The 15,546-nt window shown below is 41.0% G+C and carries 13 protein-coding genes; 11 read left to right on the forward strand and 2 right to left on the reverse strand.

Annotated features, from left to right (window positions below):
* The first annotated feature begins 350 nt into the window (after nt 1-350).
* From AC4CUZ_RS10620 to AC4CUZ_RS10640, 5 genes are all read left to right on the forward strand, one after another.
* Nucleotides 351-1,121, forward strand: coding sequence for a HesA/MoeB/ThiF family protein (locus AC4CUZ_RS10620; protein ID WP_078389334.1), 771 nt, complete (start codon nt 351-353; stop codon nt 1,119-1,121).
* A 57-nt stretch (nt 1,122-1,178) separates the two neighbouring features.
* A complete protein-coding gene (locus AC4CUZ_RS10625) occupies nt 1,179-2,477 on the forward strand; it encodes an ABC1 kinase family protein (RefSeq protein ID WP_419275276.1) in 1,299 nt (432 codons plus the stop codon).
* Between the two features lie 145 nt (nt 2,478-2,622).
* Nucleotides 2,623-3,003, forward strand: a complete 381-nt coding sequence (folB, locus tag AC4CUZ_RS10630; RefSeq protein WP_010327015.1) for a dihydroneopterin aldolase — start codon at nt 2,623-2,625, stop codon at nt 3,001-3,003.
* A complete protein-coding gene (locus tag AC4CUZ_RS10635) occupies nt 2,960-3,403 on the forward strand; it encodes a 2-amino-4-hydroxy-6-hydroxymethyldihydropteridine diphosphokinase (protein WP_419381076.1) in 444 nt (147 codons plus the stop codon). The genes folB and AC4CUZ_RS10635 overlap by 44 nt, the downstream gene beginning before the upstream one ends.
* 73 nt (nt 3,404-3,476) lie before the next feature.
* Nucleotides 3,477-4,004, forward strand: coding sequence for a COG3650 family protein (locus tag AC4CUZ_RS10640; RefSeq protein WP_490747575.1), 528 nt, complete (start codon nt 3,477-3,479; stop codon nt 4,002-4,004).
* Between the two features lie 68 nt (nt 4,005-4,072).
* Here the strand turns inward: AC4CUZ_RS10640 and coq7 are convergent, their stop codons facing one another.
* Together coq7 and AC4CUZ_RS10650 are read right to left on the reverse strand one after the other, a co-directional pair.
* Nucleotides 4,073-4,708, reverse strand: a complete 636-nt coding sequence (coq7, locus tag AC4CUZ_RS10645; RefSeq protein ID WP_004696505.1) for a 2-polyprenyl-3-methyl-6-methoxy-1,4-benzoquinone monooxygenase — start codon at nt 4,706-4,708, stop codon at nt 4,073-4,075.
* Between the two features lie 4 nt (nt 4,709-4,712).
* Nucleotides 4,713-6,032 carry an MFS transporter gene (locus tag AC4CUZ_RS10650; RefSeq protein ID WP_078389338.1) on the reverse strand — a complete coding sequence of 440 codons (1,320 nt, stop codon included), beginning with the start codon at nt 6,030-6,032 and terminating at the stop codon, nt 4,713-4,715.
* A 176-nt stretch (nt 6,033-6,208) separates the two neighbouring features.
* Between AC4CUZ_RS10650 and AC4CUZ_RS10655 the strand changes: the two genes are divergently transcribed.
* The 6 genes from AC4CUZ_RS10655 (at nt 6,209) to AC4CUZ_RS10680 (ending at nt 15,355) form a co-directional block, all read left to right on the forward strand.
* Nucleotides 6,209-8,962 (forward strand): autotransporter assembly complex protein TamA, encoded by a 2,754-nt coding sequence (locus tag AC4CUZ_RS10655; RefSeq protein WP_490747576.1) that lies wholly within the window; start codon nt 6,209-6,211, stop codon nt 8,960-8,962.
* A gap of 25 nt (nt 8,963-8,987) precedes the next feature.
* A complete protein-coding gene (locus AC4CUZ_RS10660) occupies nt 8,988-13,505 on the forward strand; it encodes a translocation/assembly module TamB domain-containing protein (protein ID WP_419381078.1) in 4,518 nt (1,505 codons plus the stop codon).
* A gap of 207 nt (nt 13,506-13,712) precedes the next feature.
* Nucleotides 13,713-13,916, forward strand: coding sequence for a hypothetical protein (locus tag AC4CUZ_RS10665; protein ID WP_004696512.1), 204 nt, complete (start codon nt 13,713-13,715; stop codon nt 13,914-13,916).
* 145 nt (nt 13,917-14,061) lie between these two features.
* On the forward strand, nt 14,062-14,496 hold the full coding sequence (locus AC4CUZ_RS10670; RefSeq protein ID WP_078389341.1) for an I78 family peptidase inhibitor: 435 nt from the start codon (nt 14,062-14,064) through the stop codon (nt 14,494-14,496).
* Nucleotides 14,497-14,604: 108 nt separating this feature from the next.
* Nucleotides 14,605-14,964: a hypothetical protein gene (locus tag AC4CUZ_RS10675; protein ID WP_490747577.1), complete on the forward strand. Its 360-nt coding sequence runs from the start codon at nt 14,605-14,607 to the stop codon at nt 14,962-14,964.
* 121 nt (nt 14,965-15,085) lie between these two features.
* On the forward strand, nt 15,086-15,355 hold the full coding sequence (locus AC4CUZ_RS10680) for a hypothetical protein (RefSeq protein WP_004696516.1): 270 nt from the start codon (nt 15,086-15,088) through the stop codon (nt 15,353-15,355).
* Nucleotides 15,356-15,546 lie beyond the last annotated feature (191 nt).

Consider the following 15,546-nt stretch of genomic DNA (forward strand, 5'->3'; position numbering starts at 1 on the left):
AACATTATCTTGCTTAGACCATGCAGGTTGCAGATGACATTTTCGCGTATCATATTTTTTGTTGAACTCTAATTAGAATTAAAGCCAGTCAGTTCTAAATAGGCTGGCTTTTTCTTTTAACCATTTATAGCGGGATGTAACTTGTGGAACACCGCTAGAAATATAGTTAGATGTATAAATAGCCTAAGAAAATTTAACTAGGCAACTAGTATGATTCAATCTCCATTACTTAAAAATGAAAAAAGTTGAGCCATCTAAAGCTCATAGCATTTATTGAATTTGTGCATAGCTAACTTTGGTTTCATGGTTATAATTCACCATCAACATTTTCTTTAGCGAAAGGCTGAATCATGGACGAGTTAGATGAAAGTCTAGAACTCAGTGATGCTGAAATACATCTCTATAGCCGCCAAATTTTATTGGACGGATGGGATATAGAGGCACAAGAAAAATTAAAGTTGGCCAATGTACTTATCGTAGGCTGTGGTGGTATTGGTTGTATGACAGCGGAGTTACTGGCACGTGCTGGCGTAGGGCAAATCACCCTGATTGATGCTGATACCATCGAAGTAAGCAATCTTCAAAGACAGATTGCCTATGTAGAAAACAATGTCGGTTTTTATAAAGCAGAGGTTTTGGCCCAGCGTTTAAAGCAGATCAATCCCTACATCCAAGTTCATGCGTATGCTGTAAAACTTGATACAGCCAATGCAGCTCGTTTAATTGCAGGTCAAGACTTAGTCCTTGATGGTTGTGATAATTTTACGACACGGTATTTGGTCAATCAGCAGTGTAAAGCGGCCAATGTTCCACTCATCAGTGCATCGGCCATTGGCTTTCAAGGGCAGTTGTTTATGGTGGAAGGAGAGTCCGCTTGCTATGAATGTCTGTTCCCGAAAGAAGAACATGCGAATGAAAGTCTGCGCTGTGCAGATTCGGGCGTTTTAGCTACCACGCCAAACGTGATTGCTAGTCTTCAAGCGCATCATGCACTTTTATACTTGGGTTTAAATGTGACCGCACTCAAACAACGCTTGTTGCTTTGGGACGGTTTAAGTATGAAACAACGTTTGCTTGCTTTCGAAAAAGATACAGATTGTCCAGTTTGTCAGGCAAGATAAGCCTGCAATTTTTTTATTCTTTGATACACTCAATACAATTTATTTTTGACCGATATTATGAAAAACAATATCTTTTTAGATGGACTGCGCTCTGTTGCCCGTGTTGGGGAAACAGCAGTCATTGCAGCACGTGCGGGTATTAAGTACGCAACTGAAAAACCAAGTAATGCCAAACTGATGCGTGAAACCTTCGAGTCTCTAGGTTCAACCTATATCAAGTTGGGTCAGTTTATTGCGAGTACACCTTCACTTTTTCCACGTGAATATGTTGAAGAGTTTCAAGGCTGTTTAGACCAAACTCCATCTTTACCGTTTAGTTATGTACAAGGGGTTTTGGCGTCTGAGTTTGCAGGGCGAAACCTGTCTGAGATTTTTGCATCGATTGATGAAACACCGTTAGCTTCAGCATCTATTGCCCAAGTCCATGCCGCAAAGCTGGTGACGGGCGAAGATGTGGTGATTAAAGTACAAAAGCCAGGTGTAGAAACAATTCTCTATACCGACTTAAATGTTCTGCACTGGGCTACCAAGGTTTTAGAAAAAGCAGTGCCTAAAGTCAAATTTGCATCTCTTGCAGACATTGTGGAAGAAATTAAAACCCGCATGGTTCGAGAAGTCGATTTTATTGAAGAAGCCAGTAATCTGGATGACTTTGTGAACTATCTCAATATCACGCAAAACCATAAGGCGATGGCACCTAAGGTCTATCACCAATATTCGACTCGCCGTGTACTCACCATGCAGCGTCTTTACGGTGTGCCATTAACCGATTTCAATGTGGTGAAACAGCGCTGTAAAGATCCTTCACAAGTCCTGATAACTGCCATGAATACATGGTTTGGTAGTTTGATGATGTGTAATAGCTTCCATGCCGACTTGCATGCTGGAAACCTAATGCTGCTTGATGATGGTCGTGTCGGTTTTATTGATTTCGGCATTGTGGGTCAGTTGAAACCTGAAGTGTGGACAGCTTGTATCGCCTTTATGGATGCCTTACAAAAAACGGATTATGAACTCATGGCGGAAAACATGCTGAAAATGGGCATGACCGCTGTGAAGATTGATACTCAGGTGTTGGCTGCAGATCTTGAGCGTTTATTTAGTGGTGTGTTGTTGGCAGATCCGCAAGAATTGCTGAGTTCAAACCCAGCAGATTTGAATGACATCATGATGGATATGGTCGCAGTGGGCGAGCGTCACGGTATTCGCTTCCCGCGTGATTTTGCATTGTTATTTAAACAGATGCTGTATTTCGATCGTTTCATGCGCATCCTTGCACCGTATACCGACATCTATGCTGACCAGCGTTTGCAAATGGTGCAAACTATGGATCCAAATGTGTTGTTAAAAAACTAAGTTCTTTTGAAGCACACTCACCAAAAAATCCCTTTCAGTCCTTCTTTTAAAAGAGGGACTGAAAAATGCTTTCCTGTTTAGGGGATGAAAAACATAGTTTCCTAAGACAGGGATTAAAATGTCAAAATCTGTTAAAGGTAATAATGTGGACGCAATTATCATTGAAGGCTTAAAAGTTGAAACAGTGGTTGGCTGCTTTAATTGGGAACGTCAGATTATTCAGCCTTTAATGTTGGATATGATTATTCAAACAGATTTGGAGCAAGCTTCAAACTCAGATGACTTAGACCATACCTTAAATTATGCTGAAATTTGTGAAATTGCAGCAAAGGTCATTCAAGATGCTAAGCCTGAACTGATTGAACATGCGGCAAAATTGGTCATCAATGCACTTTTTTCTACCTTTCATGCGATTGAATCGATTAATATTACCATCCGTAAGCCTGCCATTATCGCGCAAGCAAATTCTGTAGGAATTCGTCTTGAACGCCACCGAAACGATTTTCGCCCTAGCTCTGGCGAGTAATAATAATCCAAAGCAACATTTTTTATATGCCTCTGAGCAACTTGCTAAAATTGGGCAACTGCAATTTTCGAATATTTATTTAATTCCATGCCGTGATGGGGTTGGGGCAGATTATTGGAATGCAGCCTGTTTGTTGAAATCGTCTTTGTCCGTTACCGATATTTCAGTATTGCTGAAAAATATGGAAGCCACATCTGGGCGTATCCGCCCATCGCATCAGATTTCATTGGATGTCGATTTGATTGCATGGGGGGGGGACTTAGAACATATGCAGTTCAATCCCAAAAAATTGCCTTTGGCGCTAGACGTTAAAATTCCAATGTTCGATGTGTGGAAGGATAATGCATTTCAACATCAAGCGCATGTATTTCCAACGGTGAGCTGCTTGGAAGCCAAGTAACATATCGAAGTGTGATAGGCACTTGAACTGGCTTAACATGCTCATAAAACACAATTCACAGCGAGCTATTTTCATGAAAATACAAATTTTGAGTGCTCTTTCTTTAGCAGTGTTTCTAGCGGCCTGTCATTCAACTCCGTCCAAAATGACAGCGACAACTGCTATGGATAAAACGAGTGTATCTCAAAGGACTGAAAAACAAGGGTTAAAACTAGCTGTTCAGACCTATACCCAAGATCAATCGGATTATCAAACTAGCCTATATGATTTAAACCAAGACGGAATCGATGATGCCGTGGTGCTATTAAGTGGGATGGAGTGGTGTGGTTCAGGTGGCTGTACGTTGCTGGTCTTTAAAGGTCTTGCAGATGGGAGTTTCCAACCGCATAGCAAAATGACTGTTTCATCTACACCGATTTATGCTTTAAGTACTCAAACCCAAGGTTGGCGTGATTTATCGGTCTATACCCGAGGTTTAGGACAGGTCATACTGAAGTACAATGGGAAAAGCTATCCATCCAATCCATCACTAGCGTCAAAATATACGGCGAATTTAAAGCAAGCGGGTAATACTTTATTACTGCCGATATCAGCGGAATAAGCAAATTAGAGTCAATAAAAAAGCAGTGGCATAACCACTGCTTTTTTATAAGAGTAAGGCATATTTGCTTAAATAAAATAACTGGTCTTGGTCATGAGTTTTGAAATAGCCGTCATGGTAATTTTGACAGGAATTGGCAAATCGACTCCGCCAGCATTCAGTGCTGTATCACGGTGATGCAATTCGTCTTCATTCATTTGCACAAGAATATTACGTGAACGGTCATCTTGAGCAGGGAGTTGGCTGATGTGATGCTGTAAGTGCAGGCTCACTTGGCGTTCAGTTTCTGCAACAAAACCTAAGCTATATTTATCACCTGCAATGCCTGCGATTGCACCCATACCAAAGGATAAACCGTACCAAATTGGATTAAGCAGACTGGTATGGCTGTCTAGCTCTTTTAAGCGATCTTCACACCATGCAAGATGGTCTTGTTCTTCAATCGCGGCTTGTTCCATTTCGCGGCGTACATTTGGCAATTTTGCGGTTAATGCTTGCCCATGATAAAGCGCTTGCGCACAGACTTCACCACTATGGTTGACCCGCATTAAACCTGCAACATGACGCGCTTCACTCACTGCGAGTTGAGTTTCGACCGCCTTGCCTGGGTTTTCACGTTGAGCAGACGTTGTGCCTGGAACTAAGCTACGCAGGGCTTGATCAAAAGAATTGATAAATTTATCGATGCCAGTGTAATGACGCATAACTTTAGTCCTCTAACTCAGGTTGTACAGTTTTTAGCATGGGTTTGAGTCGATATAACAACCACAGCGTAAAGCCCGCACTTAATACAGCAGTAATGCTGAAAAGTATTTTAATATCAATCTTCAAAACACTTAAAATGATAATCGAAAATATAGCAGAAGACACCATAAACACCGCATTTAATATGTTGTTTGCGGCAACAACGCGTGCACGGTGTGAACGCGGTGAATAGGCTTGCATCATGGCGTATAGCGGCACAATATAAAAACCGCCACTGATGCCGAGCAAGGTCACCGCAAGCATGACATGGTAGTAAATTGCACCGTGGTTAAACATATCTGCAACATTCATCATTGCGCCTGTACGCTCAGGTACAAAAGCCAGACTCAAAGCTAAGTAAAAGGCAAATAGAGTGAGCCCAATTGCACCGATTGGCACCATTTTAATATTCACTTCAGAGCCACCAATTCTACGACACAGCAGTGAGCCGACTCCAATCCCGACAGAAAAGAACGTGAGTAAAAGACTGACGACATTTTCTGATGCATGTAGGTTTTGTTGAGTCAACTGTGGAATTTGGGTGAGATAGGTTGCGCCGTAAAACCAATACCACGAATTCCCCAGTAAAATCATAAAGATGAGGGGGAGGCTTTTGGCATATTTGAGTGTTTGAAAACTGGTTCTAAAGAAATTCCAATCAATTTTTAACTCGGGTGAGCTGACTTGTTGTTTTAAGATAAATCGACTGGATAGATAACCCAAAACAGCAATGATGACGACAGTCAGGCTGATCCAAATAAGATTGCCTTGAGAAACCGAAATAACTGCGCCACCCAAAATCATCCCGATTAAAATAGCAATGGAGGTGCCCGACTGAAATAGCGCATTGCCTGACATGAGTTCATTCGGTTTTAGAATCTCAGGTAAAATGGCGTATTTAATGGGGCCAAAGAAGGTGGAATGTGTGCCCATCATAAATAGAGCCAAGAGCAGTAGCCATAAATTGCCCAATAAGAAACCCGCGGAACCGATGAGCATAATCACAATTTCTAGAACTTTGATGCCACGAATGAGTTGTGAGCGCTCAAACTTATCGGCAATTTGTCCTGCGGTTGCAGAAAAAATGAAGTAAGGCAAAATAAATAACAGCGCGGCCAAATTATTTAAGGTACTGACATCTGTAGCTTGTTGATTAATCCATCCATAAGTAATGACTAAAAGCAAAGCTTGTTTATAGACATTGTCGTTTAAAGCACCAAAAAATTGGGTAATAAACATGGGAAGAAAACGACGGGTACTTAATAGATGTTCATTGTTTTTCATGCTTTTTGCACTGCATTAAGTTTTATTAAGAAATGTGACTAATTGCTCAAACGTCCAATAAAATCATGTAAGATATTTAAAACCTGAAATTGGGTAAAATAATCAATAGATTTCAGTTCTTTTGTGACAATTCATTAGAGCAAATCCATAACGATTAAATAAATTTAGAGTTTTCTATGCTTGCCAAAACACAATTTAAAAAGTCGACTCTTTCATTGAGTATGAATTCTTTCATACCGTGGCATCATAACAATAAATATTTGTGTCTGAGTATCTTTTTAACGCTTTTGTCACAAGCGGCTTTGGCTGAAACCCCCGTTGTGATTGAACCAAGTAACGTACAAGTCGAGCCACAAAATTCTACACAATTCACTGAAGACATTAAAAAAGAAGCGATTCGTCAAGGTATGGGTAGCGCGGACAAATTAAAAAAAGTTGAAAATGCTGTAATTCGGCCCACGGTTCCAGACAGTATGCAAATGTTGCAACAGCAACAGACAGCTTTAAAAAATTTACCTGAATTTGCACCGATTAAGTTTGATGATCTTGAAGATTTGCCAACTGTACAAGTTGATCAAGGCATGGCCAATGATATTTATCAGGTGGCTGAGCAAGCGAAAGCAGAAGCCCAAGCTTACCGAAGTGGTCAAACGACAGAGTTGGTGGTGAGTGATGCAACTCAGCAGGAAATGGCGGAAATTAATCAAGCTCCGGTCAATGTTGATCAACTGATGCAAAGCATTCAAGCAGACAGTAAAATTTCAGTAGAAGCCAACACGGAAGGCAATACTTTAGATTTTGGCATGAGTGCTGAAGAGCAAATTGCCAAAGAACCTAATTTCTTTAAGCGCATGCTTTATAAAATTCGACCACCAAGAGAACTGGATACTGCAAAAGTACCGCGAATCAGTGCGGATGTTGAAATCATCAATGCGAAATATGAAGGTGAAATATCCAATAAAGCGTATCAGGCCGCATTGGTTAATTTAAAAGAAAATATTGAAGGAAAAGTTTCAAGCTTTACCGAAGAGTCTTTTGAAGACTTTCCTTCGGCATTGCCACAGTTGCGTTCACTTTCCAACCAAGCCGCACAAGCTGTCGGTTTTTATAATGCTGAGTTTAAGTTTGAAAAAACCAGCAGTAACCGTGTGCGCATTCAAGTGGTACCGAATACCCCTGTGCGGATTGAAGAACAAAACATCGAGTTTAGTGGTGCAGGTCAGTACTTACCGCAGTTCCAAGTGATTAAAGTCTTACCTGAACAAGACGTTGGTGATGTATTGCACCACGGCTTATACGAGTCGACGAAAGCACGAATTAATGAAGCGGCTAGCAATAACGGTTTCTTTGATAGTTACTGGCGCTTACATGATGTGAAAGTTGAACAGCCGCAAAATACCGCAGACATTAACTTACGTTATGAAACAGGTGAACGCTATAAACTCGGCGGTGTTGAGTTTGTGATGAGTGATCCAAGCAAACCACTGCCTATTGATTTAGATGTTTTACAAAGTTTAGTGACTTGGGAGCCTGGCGCGGACTATACCTTTTGGCGTGTTAATGGTTTGGCTAATAATTTGACCAACTCACGTTACTTCAACTACAGTTTGGTAGATGCTGTTCGACCTGATCCGGTTGAAGGAATCCGTGAGTTACCGCCTGATTTACAGCAGTTGGTCGATGAACAACAACTTTCTCGTCAGGATGTTCTGGTTCAAGAGAAACAGGAAGTCGCTTCGAATCGTGAAGTGACGCAGTCTGTGGTGAGTGAAGCACAGTTCGCAGGCGTTAATGATCCTGAGCAGAATAAAGCACAAGCAGCGCTTCGCACCGCACAAGAAACCAAACAGAGTGAAGAAGAGCGTTTAAAACTTGAAGCTCGGGAAACAAAAGTAATTCCTGTTAAAGTTACTTTAAATGCAGACCAGTTAAATAGTGTAGAAGTCGGTGCAGGTTACGGTAGTGACTCAGGTGCACGCTTACGTACACAGTATCGCCGTGCGATTGTGAACCAGCGTGGACACTCTTTTGATGCCAACTTAGAACTTTCAGAAATTCGACAGGCTATTGATGGTCGCTATAATATCCCATATAAGCATCCACTAAATGATTATATCAGTCTCGTGGGGGGGTATGAGCGTGAAGAAAGAGATGACATCGGACAAGGCGTAAACTTGCTTACTGAATCTGCTGTTGCTGGGGCTGACCGTGTTATTAAAAACCCAATGGGGAATTGGCAACATACTTATGGTGTACGTTACCGTTTAGATCGATTGACGCAAAAGGGTTCAGCGAATGTAGATGATTTGCCGGATGCATTTATTGCAAATAATGACCCTGAGCAAGAGTCGCTTTTATTGGGTTATGAAATTTCTAGAATCGATAGCGATAAACGTGTAAACCCAAGTAAGGGAATTAAACAAACTTATAAAATTGAACTTGGAAGCGAAAGCCTACTTTCAGATGCAGATATGGCCATCGTAAATGCGGGTTGGCGCTTTATCTATTCATTGGGTGAAAATGACAACCACCAGTTTGTCGGACGTGGTGATCTCGGTTATATCTTTACTGAAGACTTTAATAAAGTTCCTTATAACTTACGTTATTTCACGGGTGGAGACCAAGGCATTCGTGGTTTTGACTACAAGAGTTTATCACCTGTGGTCGATGGTTTTAAAGTGGGTGGTCAGGCCTTGGCTGTCGGCTCCATGGAATACAATTACCAGTTTAAAGAAGGCTGGCGTGCAGCAGTATTCAGCGACTTTGGTAATGCTTATGATACAGATTTTAGCAATGACACCGAATACAGTGTCGGTCTTGGTGTGCGCTGGGCATCACCGATAGGCCCCATTCGGATTGATGTAGCTTCAGGTATTTCTGATGATAGTCATCCGATACGTGTGCATTTCTTTATTGGCTCATTATTATAATATTTAACACTTTTTTGGGAAGACTATGGCTGAAGTAGAACAGCAGCAAGAACCAACACCACCTGCGCCGCTTGCCAAACAGCGACGTATTTTTAGAAGTGTCATTTTGACGCTGTTGTTGACGCTCATCTTGTTGGTGATATCGCTTGCAGTCATGTTTTCTACCGATAAAGGCAGTAAGTTTTTACTCGACCAAGTTTTACAACGTCAGCAGATTATCCAATATGAGTATGAAGGCGGTAATCTGTGGAAAGGCATTATCCTTAAAAATGTGGTGGTTACCTTAAAGCCTGTCGATGTCAAAATTGACCGTGCTGACGTGAGTTTGGGTTGGCGCGCCATCTTAGATAAAGAGATTCATCTACGTGAAGCTGATGTGCGCAATTTGCGCATCATTACCAAAGGTGAACCGAGTGATGAACCCTTTAAGTTCAGCGAAATTAAATTACCCTTTGTTTTACGTTTAGATACAGCAGATGTTGATCATTTAAATATCCGGACTGTATCCGATGCCCAAGTAGATTTTTATGATGTGCATTTAAATAATGCCCTCTGGTCGGGGACGGAACTTGAGTTTGAAGACTCTCGCATGGACATGGGCTATTTAGCAGTTCGTAATGCAACTGGGAAAATGAAATTCTCAGGGAAATATCCACTTGAGGCGACTGCTATTGCCAACCTACCGGCACTGCGTGATAGTTTAAATGTGCATGATATTGCTGTACACGCAACAGGGACATTGGACACTATCCAAGCGGGTTTTGCAACGCGGACACCTGACCTGTTGACGGGTTGGGCTATTTTGCACCCTGTACGTAAGCATGTACCGATGCAAGGTCAGCTTAAATTTAATCATTACAACTTACCACTCCTGACCGATTACAAACTCTATGCTGAAAAAGGCGTTGCTAAATTTTCAGGTGATATCGAACGTTTAAATATTGACTTAAATACAGATCTGAGTGGTAAAGATATTCCAAAAGGTCAATATACTGCTTTGATGCATACCGATTTGGTTCATCAACTTGACATTGATAACCTAAATGCTCAGTTGATGAAAGGTTCGGTCAATCTGGGTGGTGTGGTGAGTTGGAAAGATCATGTTACTTGGGACATACAAGGTCGTTTAGATAAAATCAATCCTAAAGACGATGTACTGCCACAAGTGGTTTCTGACTTTCTACCGCCAAGCTTGGATGCAAAAATTGCATCACAAGGTACGCTTGAAAAGGGTTTACACTTAACCGCAGATCTAGACTTTGATCGTTATGAAGCATGGCATCTCGCACTAGACCAAAACCCAGCGAAAAATAACAAAGTCCAGCCAATGTTGATGGATGTCTCTTGGAAAAATATTGACCGTGCCGTGCCTTATATCGGCTGGTTAAGTAGTGCTTCAGGGGATGTAAAACTGGCGTTAGTTGAAGGTCAGCAAGATATTCATGTTGCTACTGTTGTGAGTCAACACGAAAAAGCGACCTTACCTGCAGGTAATTACCTCGCACAGTTAAATTTTAAAAATAATAATTTAAATGTGTCGAGTTTTAGTTATGTCGCTGGTAAGGGAAGCTTAAGTGGCAATGCGGTGGTTGAACTACCAGATGAGAAACGTCAACTGAAGTGGAAGGCCGCTTTAAACGCGAAAGATTTTAACCCGCAAATGGTAGCCGAAGCTTCACCAGTTAATCTATTGAATGGAAAGCTCCAAGCAAGTGGCTATGCCAAACCGAATCAGCAGATCATTCAGCTACAGGGTATTGATTTGACTGGAAAACTGGTGGGCAATAATGAAACGGTTCACTTAACGGGTCAGTCAACCGCGGCACTCCTGTTCAATGATGAAAAAGCAGGTGGTGCTTTCAAAGGCTATGCAGTGAACTATGATGGCGCTTTAAAAGCCAGCCAGTTTGAAGCCAGTCAGGGCACATTAAACCTAAAACTTTCAGGAACGCCTGAATTTATTAAAGTGACTGAGCTGAAACATAATGGTGTGGCAGGCCAAATTAATGCCAGTGGTTTGGTACATTTTATTCACGGCATCACTTGGGATGTGAATGCAGCATTCATTCGTTTTAAACCACAATATTTTGCGTCTAGTGTTAAAGGCGAGTTGTCTGGTGTAGTGAAAACCAAAGGTACATGGTCGGATGCTTTAAAACGCATTAACATTGAAAGCTTAAACCTAGCGGGTACGCTGAACAATAAGCCAGTCCGTGGCACAGGTAATTTAGCTTTGGTGCTCAACTCCAGCGAAAAAGGCTTTTTACCGCAACAGTTTGAAGCGAATAATCTACTGTTGGCGTATGCCAAAAACCAAGTACAAGCGACGGGTAATGCACAAAACCTAAGACTGAATATTAATGCACCTGCTCTGTATGAAATTTATGCGGGCCTACGTGGCCGTGCCTACGGCTATTTAAATATCCAATCTCAACCACGTTTAAGAGCTACGGCAAACTTAGCAGTGGATAATTTTGGCTTTAAAGATCTGATTGATATGCGTAAATTACGCATTGTTGGGCAATTACCGACATCGGAAACAACACCGTCATTATTAACTGCAAAAATGGAAAGCTTAAGAAGTGGTAATCGTGAAATTCAACAAGGTGAAATTTCACTGGCAGGTATTCGTAAAGCCCATTTATTAAAAGTTTCTGCGCAAAACGAAAAGTCGAAATTTTATGTGCAATTGGCAGGTGGTTTTAATGCGCAAAATGATTGGTTAGGCCAAATCCAAAAAGGTGATTTTGACTCTTTGCGTGCACGTTTGGTACAGCGCCAAAGTGCAGCCGTGGTCTATAACAGTGCCAAAGCAGATTTGTTGATTGGTGCGCATTGTTGGATGAGTCAACAAAGTCAGTTGTGTTTTGACCAGCCGATTCGTGTCAGTAAAACACGTGGCAATATTTCATTCGTGACTCAAAACCTCGACCTAAACGACTTTGCTGCCTTTATGCCTGAAGGATTAGCGATTACAGGTAAGTTAAATGGACATGCTAAAGCGGTTTGGGCACAAGGATCTAAACCAAAAATTGATGCGCGCTTAGTCACCCGTGATGGTGTGATTGGCTTGGCGGCGGATGACCCACAAGATATGGGTTCAACCTTAAAATATGAACAAGTGGCTTTGGTTGCCAAAAGCATCGCGGAAGGTTTACAAATCCGTTTGGATGTCAAAACACCTGAAATTGGTGTGGGCTATGCCAATGTGGTTATTGATCCGTATCGGGACAATATGCCTATGCGCGGTGAAATTGCATTTGATCAGCTACAACTCAAAGTCTTTAAACCTTTCATTGCTGATGTACGTTCGATGGGCGGAACAATTTCGTATGCAGGTAAAATTAATGGAACGCTAAAAGCACCACTACTTACAGGCGATGTCCGTCTGAAAGATGGTTCAATTAGTATGATCTCACTTCCAGTCAATTTGACCAATATTCAGCTGTATTCCGCTATACGCCAAGACCAAGCCACCATCAATAGTGCTTTTAACAGTGGTCGTGGTGTGGGTACACTTACAGGGACGGTAGATTGGAAAAATGATCCACGTATTCAGCTTCAGTTGAATGGAGAAAATCTACTGATTCGCCAAGCGCCATTAATTACCGCGCTAGTGACGCCGAAAATCACACTGGATGTTTTACCGTTGAGTAAGAAATTAACCTTAAACGGTGAAATTCAAGTTCCTCGTGCGCTTATTTCGATGCCTGAAGCATCTGTACCTGTGGTGAACGTATCGTCTGATGTACGCGTGGTCAGAGAAGGTCAAAACCAATTGGCGATTTTAAATAGCGCAAAACCTTGGGACATTCGTGCTGATCTGATGGTTGGACTAGGTAATCAAGTTGTCTTCCAAGGGTTTAATAGTCGTATTCCATTGTTAGGTCGTTTATATCTATCGCAGCGCGGTGCTGAAACCGCAATGCGTGCCAATGGTGCAATTGGGGTAAGTCAGAAAGTTAAAATTGAAGCCTATGGGCAGAGTTTGGACTTAAACCGTGCCATTGCGCGTTTTAACGGTGTGTTGAGCAATCCAACACTGGATGTCGATGCAAATAAAAATGTACAAGGCAGCACGGTGGGTTTCCGTGTGACGGGTACGGCAACATCACCCAATATTCAAGTCTATAACGATGCAGGGCTTTCCGAGCAAGAAGCTTTGAATGCATTAATTACAGGCCGCATTAATGAAGGTACAACTGGTTTAAGTCAAACGGAAGGCTTTAAGTCAGATGTCAATAACACCATTGCTGCCGCAGGGATTAGTTTAGGTTTAGGCGGGACACGCGCCTTTACTAACCAAATTGGACGTACTTTTGGTTTAAGCGGTTTAGCGCTGGATGCGCAAGGCACAGGGGATGACACACAAGTCAGCCTGACGGGTTATATTACACCTGACTTATATATCCGTTATGGCGTGGGTGTCTTTACACCAGTTAATAAACTGACTCTGCGTTATCAAATGAACAAACGTATGTACTTAGAGGCGAGTCAGTCATTAGAGCGTGCCATCGACGTCTTCTATAACTGGAAGTTCTAAAGCTGCTCTTCTGCCAAATAAAGCCTACATCATGTAGGCTTTATTTTTAGGTGTTAAAAAAGCTTAATTCGTCATTTGATAAAATTCTTTATTTGATAGATGAAGAAAACCTATGAATAACAGACACTAGATACTTAAAATCAATTAAACCATAATGAAAGTAGGTGTATAGTAAATGGACTTGCTAAATTTAGAGTGATGATCCCTATGCCGATCAATTTTGTAATACGCTTTGCAGTGATTTTATTTTCAGTTTTAATTTTAGTGGCGCTTGCTATCCAGTTTTTCTTTGATCCGCACTATACCGTGGTCTTTTGGATCTTTGCTATGCCGTTCATTTTAGGTACTCCAATTCTAGCATCTGTAGTTTTAGCAAAAAATGAAGAGCTTGATATTCACTCAGTCAATTAAAATTGACCTGAAAATCTAGCTTTTCAAAATAAAAAGTCCGTCAAGTGATGGGCTTTTTTATGCAATCTTAAATGTTGCAAAACTCGCACAGTTTTTTTTTAAACATATTTGCTATGTTGATCTTTTATTTAAAGAAATATTTTTTATGAAAAAAATCGTAATGCTTGGATTAATGGTTGCTGCTATTTCGGGTTGTAGTACTGCGCAAAAGAATGAAACTGAAAAGCCAACTTTAGGTATGGCTAATCCTGCCAGTACGTACTGTGTTGAACAGGGTGGTAAAGTAGAGATTCGAAAAGAGGCCAATGGTGAAGTAGGCTATTGCCATTTGCCGAATGGTCAGGTCATTAAAGAATGGGCACTTTTCCGTGCTAGTCAAAGCAAATGTGTTGCTGAGCAAGCGACAGCTTTGATTGGTCAGTCAAATTTAACTGAAGCACAGATTAAGCAAAAAACCAGTGCGAAGATGGTACGCTTAGTACAATCAGGGCAGCCTGTGACTATGGATTATCGCGAAGACCGTGTGACAGTAACAGTCGATCCGAAAACCAATAAAGTAGTTCAAGCAAGCTGCGGTTAATTTTTCTAAGTATAAAAGCCCAAATTTGGGCTTTTATACTATTTAAAGTGGGTAATGGTTCTTCATTTGAAAAAGTTTGATTATGATAGGGCGAATAGGAGAGTTGTAATGAAAAAGTTATTCGCTTTGGCTGCTGTGATTGCACTGGTGGGTTGTGTTGAAAAAAAACCGTTAACACCAGAAGAGCAATGGCATGGCTATTGTAAAAGTATTGGTCATGCAGCACGTTCAATTATGTTAGACCGTCAAAATGCCATTGAAAAAGATAAAGCGATTGAGCATGCCAATAAAGTTGAAGACGAAATGACTAAGGCATTTGCGTTAGAAATTATTGAAGATGTTTATGCTTTACATGAGGCTGAAATTAAGTCCGATATTGAAGGTGCACGTGAAAAAATTCGTGTGAAATATACTGAAAAATGTATTGCAACACCGCATACTGAAATGCCAGATTACAAACCGTTCTAAGGAACGGTTTTTTATTTTTTGCATGGAACTTTTTGTGACAAAACTCTAAATCATATATATAGCAAAGCATATAAAAATAAAGAATAATGAACCTAGAATAAAAAAATGAGAGGAGCAGAAAATGGAAGTTGTTGGCTATTTAAATCACGCAGATTTACTCTTGGAAGATGAAAATGGTGTGGCCGTAATTGGCGGTGGTCATTATGTCCTTAGCTTGGGTGACCATGTATACTTCAAACACGCACTTGACCATGAACCTACACGAATTTCAGTACAAATTTCTTTTGCAAGCTCTGCACATCAAAATTTACATGAGGACGAAATTCAGATGAAATTTGAAGGCTGTCGTGAAAGTTTCAAACAATATATTCAAGCGACAACGGTACACTAAGGTTGAATATTTATATTGCGTAAAAAGAGGCAACATAGGTTGCCTTTTTTATTTTTAAATGGCAGTTCAAAGTTAATGTGAAACAATTCCAAACGATCTGACTATATTGCTGTTTTTATGTTCAATCGATATGAGCATCATTTAGTTAGAAAATAATGGGCATCACGAAGAAACACTTGTAGCGCATTAAC

Source organism: Acinetobacter sp. 789_lipA (genome assembly GCF_058242845.1).